Raw genomic sequence first — 4,592 nt, 5'->3', positions numbered from 1 at the left:
GCGCACCCGTTCGGCGATCGCCGCGTGCCGGGCGGCGAGAGCGCCCGTGACGCCGTACGTGCGCAGCTCCCTGGCGGTGTCGGCGGTGGTCGCCAGGCCGAACAGCTGGTCCGCGAGGCGCCGGTCGGCGGCGAGCGCGTCATCGGACACCTTCTGCACGCGGCTCGCCCGCCGGTCGGCGAGCATCGGCGCCAGGCCGACGAGCGGCACGACCATCACGGGCGGGTACACCGTCGCGAGCAGCACGATGATCGCGGCGCTGCGGATGATCACCCGCCAGCCGCCGAGGAGCTGCCGCGCGGCACCCGCGAGCGTACGGCGGCCCTCGCGGAGCTGGTCGATCTCGCTCAGCAGGTCGGGGCGTTCCAGGTGTTCGACGGCGGGCACGGCGTTGACCAGAGTCGCGATCCGCGCCATGAGGTAGGAGCCGACCCGGTCGGTGAGCGCGGAGTCGCGCGCCGCCGCCATCGTCGACAGCGTCCACGCGGTGGTGAACAGCACCGCGACCAGGCAGGCCCCGGCGACGACGCGTTCGCGGTCGTGGGCGAGGGCCCCGTCGACCATGAGGTGGAACCCGAGCGGGAACGTCGCCGACGCGACCGCGGCCACGGTGGTCGCGGTGAACGCCCACACGAGCATCGCCGGCGCCGCCCGCCACGCGGGGCCCACGAGGACGCGCGCCACCGCGCCGGAGGGCCGCCCGGCCACGCTCATCGGGTCTCCCCGAAGCGGGCGACCTGGAGCCGGAACATCTCCGCGTACGTCCCGCCGGCCCGCACCAGCTCGTCGTGGGTCCCGGTCTCGGTGACGCGCCCTCCGTCGAGCACCGCGATCCGGCCGGCCCGCCGTACGGTCGAGAAGCGGTGTGAGATCACCACACTCGTGACCCCCTTGGTGATGTCGAGGAACCGGTCGTAGAACCGCGCCTCGGCCCGGACGTCGAGCTGCGCGGTGGGCTCGTCCAGGACGAGGATCCGCGCGCCGCGCTCCACCGCGTACAGCGCGCGGGCGAGCGCGATGCGCTGCCACTGACCGCCGGACAGGTCCTGGCCGCCCTCGTACTGCGCGGACAGCACCGTGTCCCATCCGCCGGCCAGCCCGTCGACGAGGTCGGCCGCGCCGGCCCGCCGCGCGACGCGTGCCAGCGCCTCGGCGTCGACCGGCTCGCCGACCAGGCCGAGGGCGACGTTCTCCCGCACGGTCAGCGGGAAGCGGGTGAAGTCCTGGTAGACCACGGCCACCTGCCGCTGCCACTCGCGCGCGGGCAGGTCGGCCAGCGGCACGCCGTCGATGAGGATCCGGCCCGCGGTCGGGTCGCGCAGCCGGGCCAGCAGCGTGACCAGGGTGGTCTTGCCCGCGCCGTTGACCCCGACGATCGCGGTGGACGTGCCGGCCGCCAGGACCAGGTCGAGGCCGCTCAGCACGTCGTGGTCGCCGCCGGGATAACGGAACGCGACGGACGCGAACACCACGTTCTCGCGCGGCAGCCCGGCGACCGGGACGGCCGCGGCGTCATCCCCGGGGTCGGCGGCGGCCAGGTCGCTCGTCAGCGCGTCCAGGTCCGGCACCGAGGCGAGCATGCCCTCCAGGGCGAAGTCGGCCGCGTTGAGGCTGCCGGCCTGCATGCTCGCGGGGAGCATCGTCAGCATCACGACGAGCGCGCCCAGCGTGATCGTGTGGTGGTACGCCGCCCGGCCCAGCGTCGCGGCGCTCACCGCGTACACGCCCAGGACGAGCGCGCTGAGCAGCGCGATCCGGCGGTTGATCCGGCGGACCTGCGCCCACGAGGGCCGCATGGCCTCGTCGTACAGGTCGCGATGGCGGCCGACCAGCCAGTCGCCGAGGCCGAAGACCCGGATCTCCTTGGCCGCATGGGGCCGCCGGGCCAGCCCGGCGAAGTACCAGCTGCGCCGCAGCGTCTCCGTCGCCCGCCGGTACGTGCCGACCCGCGACCGTACGAGGGCCCGTAGCGGCCGGTTCAGCACCAGCCACATCGCCAGGACGCCGAGCCCCAGCCACCAGTGGAACGTGGCGAGCACCGCGCACGCCAGCACGCCCGACAGCCGGTCGCCGATCCGGCCGATCAGGGCCATCGCGGCGCCCGCCGGATCCTGGCTCATCAGCTCGCCCTGGGCCGAGGACAGCCGGTCGAGTACGGCCGGGTCCTCGAGGTGGTCGATCCCGGCCGGGGCGGAGACGGCCTCGATCAGCCTCCGCTGCGTCACGATGGTCATACGGGCCCGGACCACCGCGCTCAGGGCGTCTTCCACCGGGCCGCGCAGTAGGGAGGCCGCGTACAGGCCGCCCGCGGCGCCGAGTCGCAGGAGCATCCGGTGCCCGGCCGGCGAGCCGAGCCCGCCCTCGACCGCCGCCGGGATGCCGCCGACCGTGCGGCCCATCGCGATGAGGACGACGTTGGGCAGCAGGGCCTCCACGACCATGAACACCAGGGCGGCGGCGAACAGGCCGGGCGCGGTGGAGGCGAAGTCGCGCAGGACCCGCGCGCGCGTCGAGGATCTCACCGGGCGTCCTCGATGTCGTCCCAGGCCGCCAGGTCCGTCATGAGCGTTCCGGCGATCCGCAGGACCTCCCGCTCGGTGGGCGACAGGCGCTCCATCGCGCGCGCCAGCCAGGCGGTGCGGCACCGGACGTCCTCGCGGAGCCGCGCGGCGCCCTGCTCGGTGAGGTGGAGCAGGACCTGCCGCCGGTCGGCGGCCGAGGTCCCGCGTGCGATCCAGCCCCGCTCCTCCAGGCGGGCGAGCGTCCGCGTCAGGGTCTGCGGTTTGGCCCGCTGGAGGGCGGCGAGGCGGCCGGCCGTCATCGGACCCTCGCGGTCCAGATGGGTCAGCGCACTGATCATCGACAGGGTCGTGCCGTCGCGCGGCCGCTCGGCGCGCATCCGCTGCGCGAGGTTCGACGCGCCGATGGACGCCGCGACGGCCGCCTCGGGCAGGTCCGGGAAGTCCTCCACGGTGAGGAGATTAGTAAGCTTTGGCGAAGGAGATCAACCCGGGTTTTGTGGTCAACGACCGGATGACCGTACGCAGATGCGTACGGTGCTGTGGCTCAAGGTGAGGGGCGCCGCGCTCGTCGCGGCAGGTGCTCTGGTGGGCGGTTCGGCCCCCGCCCGGTGAGCCGGACGGCCGGGCGGGGGCCTGCCGGATCTCAGGCCCGCACGCCGGCCAGGCTGCGGCACGCCTCGGCGCAGGTCCGGCAGATGCCGGCGCAGCGCTTCATCGCCGGGTCACTGTTCATCGTCATGCACGCCTCGGCGCACATGTCCGCCACGCGGGCGCACGTGGTGGCCATCTCGACGGCGTGAGGCGACTGACGCATGATCATGTCGGCGCATGCGCGGGCGACGTCGACGCAGTCCATCAGTGGGCCCATCATCATCATGTCGACGTGCTGACCGCCCTGCTTGAGGCAGTGCGCGATCGTCTGCTCGCAACAGCCGTAGCTCTCGATGCAGGCGTCGATGCACTTCTGCATATCGCCGCTGATCTTTCCTCCGTAGTTCACGGTCTCCTCCTCGGACGTGGCCCCTCCTACTTCGCGGGCCGGGATTAATGACTCTCATGTGGCCATATTCCCCGGGCTGCGCGTCCGAGTTGCCGTCAGTCGCCGCTTTTAAAAGGGTCACCCATTATTTTGCGGTCGCGTGCGGCAGCGCCATTGCGATGCCCATAGTCATGATTTATAGGTTGAAATGATGACAATACGGGCGGCATTGGGCGTCGTCGGACGCGGAGAGTGAGCGCGGGCCGTGGGGGCGCATCGCCCGAAGGTGGCGGGGAAACCGCGATGATCGTCGCGCCGGGTGTCGCCGGGTTACGGGCTCCCGCCCACAAGGGTGGTTAATTTGCGTAAAGGCGTCGGCCCTTCCTTTGTGCCGGATTGTGCTGTTGTCTCGGAGCGTACGGATCACGCGGGTCTTTTCTGGGGATTCGTCCTCTGAGGATCATCCTCCGCTCGCCACGCCGGGGACGCGGGGATCCGGACCTTTGGGGGGAGCGAGGGGCCCGGCGGACGTCCCGCCGCCGGGCCCTTTCGAGGGTGGCGCCGATTCGACTCTGGATCCTTACGGTTGTGCACTCCGTGCGTGTCGGGAACCAGATACGGTCTTTGGGCTGACAGTCCAGATCATCCCGATACCCGAGGGGGGATGAGCGTGTCCGGCCCGACGGACGAGAACGTTCCCGCACCCGGCTCCGCCGTGCCCTCTGACGAGGACGAGGACCGGACACCGGATCGGGACGAGGCGTCCCCGCCGCGGGAGGAGCCCGCCGGAGCCGACGGAGAACCGGACGGCGAGGCCCCGAGCGGCGACGTCCCGTACGAGGCCGGGCAGGACGAGCCGGGCACGCGCCCGTGCGCCTACTGCGGGCGGCCGATCCCGCAGCCGGGTGACTCCTCACCGGTGGTGCGGTACTGCCCGGACAACGGAGGCGCCTGCGCGAGCGCCGCGGCCGAGCGGCGGCGGCGTGACCAGGACGCCCCGGGACTCGCCGGCCAGGTCGCGCGCACGTGGGACATGGTGGAGCGGCTGGAGGACGTCGCGGAGCTGCTGGCCATGTCGCTGACGGGAGGCC

Annotated in this window: 4 protein-coding genes and 1 pseudogene; 1 reads left to right on the top strand and 4 read right to left on the bottom strand. The window is 72.7% G+C overall.

Annotated elements, in window-relative coordinates; all coding sequences use genetic code 11:
* The 4 genes from ACFFNX_RS42975 to ACFFNX_RS42960 form a co-directional block, all read right to left on the bottom strand.
* Nucleotides 1-714: hypothetical protein (locus ACFFNX_RS42975; RefSeq protein ID WP_378212011.1), on the bottom strand; the 714-nt coding region annotated here is incomplete at its 3' end.
* The gene (locus ACFFNX_RS42970) at nt 711-2,522 is read right to left on the bottom strand and encodes an ABC transporter ATP-binding protein (protein WP_378212010.1); all 1,812 of its coding nucleotides are present in this window, start codon (nt 2,520-2,522) and stop codon (nt 711-713) included. The genes ACFFNX_RS42975 and ACFFNX_RS42970, both read right to left, overlap by 4 nt.
* Entirely contained in the window at nt 2,519-2,971 is a 453-nt protein-coding gene (locus tag ACFFNX_RS42965) for a MarR family winged helix-turn-helix transcriptional regulator (protein ID WP_378212009.1), read from the bottom strand. Before ACFFNX_RS42965 ends, ACFFNX_RS42970 begins: the two co-directional genes overlap by 4 nt.
* A 194-nt stretch (nt 2,972-3,165) precedes the next feature.
* Entirely contained in the window at nt 3,166-3,522 is a 357-nt protein-coding gene (locus ACFFNX_RS42960; protein WP_378212008.1) for a four-helix bundle copper-binding protein, read from the bottom strand.
* Between the two features lie 643 nt (nt 3,523-4,165).
* Between ACFFNX_RS42960 and ACFFNX_RS42955 the strand changes: the two are divergent.
* Nucleotides 4,166-4,592: pseudogene (locus ACFFNX_RS42955) on the top strand (chromosome segregation ATPase); the annotation flags it as partial.

Origin of the sequence: Actinoallomurus acaciae (assembly GCF_042429965.1) — a bacterium.
Classification (GTDB): Bacteria; Actinomycetota; Actinomycetes; order Streptosporangiales; family Streptosporangiaceae; genus Actinoallomurus; species Actinoallomurus acaciae.
The sequence above is the reverse complement of the archived record's forward strand: the minus strand, read 5'-3'. Positions and strand labels throughout refer to the sequence as shown.